This is a genomic window from Cellulosimicrobium cellulans (assembly GCF_006539945.1).
Classification (GTDB): domain Bacteria; phylum Actinomycetota; class Actinomycetes; order Actinomycetales; family Cellulomonadaceae; genus Cellulosimicrobium; species Cellulosimicrobium cellulans.
On sequence record NZ_BJNZ01000051.1, the window covers coordinates 1 to 3,610 of the forward strand.

Annotated in this window: 4 protein-coding genes and 1 pseudogene; 1 reads left to right on the forward strand and 4 read right to left on the reverse strand. The window is 76.1% G+C overall.

What is annotated here, in order from left to right; all coding sequences use genetic code 11:
- From CCE02nite_RS20205 to rpmF, 4 genes and pseudogenes are all read right to left on the reverse strand, one after another.
- A pseudogene (locus CCE02nite_RS20205) lies at positions 1–384 on the reverse strand (hypothetical protein); the annotation flags it as partial.
- A gap of 111 nt (positions 385–495) precedes the next feature.
- Positions 496–1,386, reverse strand: coding sequence for a ketopantoate reductase family protein (locus tag CCE02nite_RS20210; protein ID WP_218027181.1), 891 nt, complete (start codon positions 1,384–1,386; stop codon positions 496–498).
- A gap of 43 nt (positions 1,387–1,429) precedes the next feature.
- On the reverse strand, positions 1,430–2,725 hold the full coding sequence (locus CCE02nite_RS20215) for a YibE/F family protein (RefSeq protein ID WP_255319003.1): 1,296 nt from the start codon (positions 2,723–2,725) through the stop codon (positions 1,430–1,432).
- Between the two features lie 64 nt (positions 2,726–2,789).
- Positions 2,790–2,960 carry a 50S ribosomal protein L32 gene (rpmF, locus tag CCE02nite_RS20220; protein WP_047231794.1) on the reverse strand — a complete coding sequence of 57 codons (171 nt, stop codon included), beginning with the start codon at positions 2,958–2,960 and terminating at the stop codon, positions 2,790–2,792.
- A gap of 169 nt (positions 2,961–3,129) precedes the next feature.
- Between rpmF and CCE02nite_RS20620 the strand changes: the two genes are divergently transcribed.
- On the forward strand, positions 3,130–3,501 hold the full coding sequence (locus tag CCE02nite_RS20620) for a hypothetical protein (protein ID WP_170227396.1): 372 nt from the start codon (positions 3,130–3,132) through the stop codon (positions 3,499–3,501).
- The last annotated feature ends 109 nt before the right edge of the window (positions 3,502–3,610 follow it).

Genomic DNA, 3,610 nt, shown 5'->3' on the forward strand with positions numbered 1-3,610 from the left:
CCCGGGCGCGGGCACGGTCCCGGACCCCGGCGCGACGGTGGGCTGGCGCGGACCCGCCGGACCGCGGCCGGTCGCGTCGAGCGGGCGCATCGCTCGCGGCGGGCCGGGGACCGGGCGCGCGCCGGGCGGCGCCGCGACCGCCGTGCGGGCCGCCCACGCCGCGGCCTCGGGCTGGCTCGCACGCAGGGCGTCGAGCGCGACCTGGCGACGCGAGAGCGCGTCGGCCGCGTCGCTCGACGCCGCGGCGACCTCGAACGCGAGCGGGCCGGTGAGGTCGAGCAGGCACCGGTCGCAGCGGGACGACCGCAGCGTCGCGGCGCACGCGGGGCAGGAACGCGTCTCGGGCAGCCGCGCCAGCGCGACGTCGACCCACGGCTCTCTCATGACGGACATCCTGGCGAACCTGTGAGCCTCCTGGGGACGCGTCCACAGGGGGTCGCGTGGCGGTCCGGTGAAGGGTCCCGGCGGGCGCGGTCCCGAGGCGTCGTCCGGCCGTCAGCCGCCGAGGCCGGCGACGAGCGCGCGGGTGAGCGGCGCGTCCATGCCCGCGCGGTCGGCGGCACGGACGATCGCACCGCCGATGGCGTCCACCTCGAGCGGCCGCCCGGCCTCGGCGTCGCGCAGCATGGACGACTTGGCCTCGGGTGCGAAGCGGTCGTAGAACGCGAGCGTGCGCTCGGGGTCGGAGGGTGCCCCGCTCGCCGCCGCGACCGCCGCGACCTCGCGCACGAGCGCCTCGAGCTCGGCGCGGTGCGTGGTCCGCACCTCGCCGATCGGGGCGCGGTGCGTCGTCGTGAGCAGGGCGAACGGCGCGAGGAAGCCGAGCTTGGCCCACAGGAGCGCCGTCTCGTCGGGGTGGACCGTGGTCGAGATGCCGGCACGGTCCAGGAGCGTGCGCACGGCCTCCACCCGCTCGGGCGGGACGCCGCCGGGCGCGAGGTCGACGTCGGTGAACGCGCTCGTGTGCTCGATCTCGCCCGGCGCGACGCGCGTCGACTCGACGCGGATCGTCGCGGGGAGCACGCGCTCGGTCCCGTACCGCGCGCGCAGCACGTCGAGGTGGTCGAGCCCGTTGAGGAACGGGACGACGACGCCGTCGCCGAGCACCGCGGGCGGGACGCGGTCGAGCGCCTCGTCGAGCGCCGTCTGCTTGACCGCCACGAGGACGACGTCGACCGGCGCGTCGAGCCGCGTGGCCGCCCGCGCGGGCACGTGCACCTCGCCCACCTGGGCGCTGTGCACGTGCACCCCGCGCTCGGTCAGGGCCGCCGCCGTGGCCTCCCCCGCGAGGAACGTCACGTCGGCCCCGGACCGCGCGAGCAGCGCACCGACCAGCCCGCCGACCCCGCCGGGCCCCAGCACCGCCACGTCTCCGCCGTCCCGCACGCTCGTCACCCTCGTCGTCCTCTCGTCGTCGCCCGCTGCGACGTCACGCCGCGGGGACCTCGACCCTACCCACGGGGACGGACGCCACCGACGCGGTGCCGGGCACGGTGAGCGCCGCGATGGCCGTCGTGACCGGGATCGCGAGGACGAGGCCGATCGACCCGACGAGCGTGCGCACGACCTCCTCCGCGATCTCTCCCGAGGTGAGGCTCGTAGCGAGGTTCTGGTCGGAGAGGTAGACCGCCATGAGCAGCGGCAGGGCCGCGCCGACGTAGGCGAACGCGATGGTGTAGACGGTCGAGGCGATGTGGTCGCGCCCGATGCGCATCGCGCGCGCGAACAGCTCGCGCCGGGTCGCGAGCGGCGCGACCGCCCGCAGCTCCCACACCGCCGACGCCTGGGTGATGGTCACGTCGTTGAGCACGCCCATGCCGGCGAGCACGATGCCGCACAGCACGACGCCCTGGATGTCGAGCGAGGGCGCGTACTGCGGGATCCACAGCGACTCCTCCGAGGTGAGCCCCGTGATGTTCGACGCGCCCGAGCCCCACCACCCGAGCAGCGCCGTGATGGCGAGCCCGACGAGCGTGCCGAGCAGCGCCGTCGACGTCCGCGCGGTGAACCCGTGCGCGACGTACAGCACGACGAACATGACGAGCGAGGACGTCACGAGCGCGACGCCCAACGCGTTCTGCCCCGTGAGCAGCGCGGGCAGCGTGAACCACGTGATGACGACGAACGCGCCCGCGAGCCCCGCGAGCGCGGCGAGGCCGCGCCAGCGCGCGACGGCCAGCACGACCACGGCGTACGCGATCGCGAGCACCCCGATGGGCAGCCCGCGCTCGAAGTCCATGAACACGTACGGGCTCACGCCCGCCCCGACCGCCTCGGCGATGTAGAGGACGCGGAGCCGGTCGCCCTCGTCGAACCCGTAGGCGACGTACTCGGGCGGGGCGTTGACCGTGATCGCGTCGCCGCCCACGTCCTCGCCGCCCGCGCGGGACCCCGCGTCCAGGCGGGCGGGCACCTCGCCCGTCTCGGGGTCGATCGGCCCGGTGACGGTGGCGCGCAGGACCGTGCTGCCCTCGGCCGCGACGGGGATGCGGTCCGGCACGTCGGCCGACGCCGGCCACAGCGCGACCAGCCCGGCGAGCGTCGCGAGCAGGGCCGGGACGAGGAGCGCCGCGAGCGTGAGGCGCACGCGCCGCGTCGCCGGAGCCGCCGGGCCGTGCGCGTGGCCGTGCCCGTGCGGGTCGGTGCGCGACCGCCCGGGCTGCTCGCGGCGCTCCCGGCGTCCCGGGACGGGGCCGGACGTCAGGTCGGGGCTCGGCTCGCTCACCCGAGGATGCTGCCACGGCGGGCCGACGGCGCGTGGTGGCACGCGCCGTCGGGCACCGCGCTCCTCACTCGGGGAGCGTCACGTATCCGCGGCGCACGCCCGCGACGAGTCGGCGCGGGAGGGTGAGCTCGCGCCCGTCGACGACGACGGTCACGAGCTCCGGCACCTGCGCCTTCCACTGCGAGCGGCGGGCACGGGTGTTGGAGCGGGAGAGCTTGCGCTTGGGCACGGCCATGGGAGGTCCTTCCGGTGGGTGGTGCGCCCAGCCTAGCGCTCCATGAGAACGATTCTCAAGACGATCGCCCGATGGCCGGGCGGACGGCGGTAGCATCCCGGAGGCCGTCCGCCCGCCCGTCGGCGGGCCAGCCACCGCACCCCGCCACCACGACGCACGAGGAGCCATCATGGCCACGGTCGACTACTTCCTGTCCGGCGACCCCGAGGTCGCCAAGCAGCACCTGCACGCCGCGCTCCAGGAGCAGGGCTTCGCCGTCACGACGCGCCCCACGGGTCAGTGGGCCGCCGAGCGCGGGAGCAAGCAGAAGACGTTCTGGCTCGGCGCGTTCGCCGGCAAGGCGCAGCACCTCGTCTTCACGGTCGACTTCATGCTCCACGGCGACCAGCTCGTCGCCCGCATCGACCGCCCGACCGGGCACGGCGCCATGGCCGGCGCGGTCGGCGTCGCGCGCTCGAACAAGGCGTTCTCCGAGGTCGACCAGGCGATCGGCTCACGCCTGACGAACCACGGCATCCTCGCGAACGTCGTCCACGCCTGACCACCCCCCCCCCCCCCGGCCCCCCACCCCCCCGGCCCTCCACCCCCCGGCCCCCGACCCCACACCCCCTCGCGCCGAACACGCCTCCACCCCGCGTCGAGAACGACCT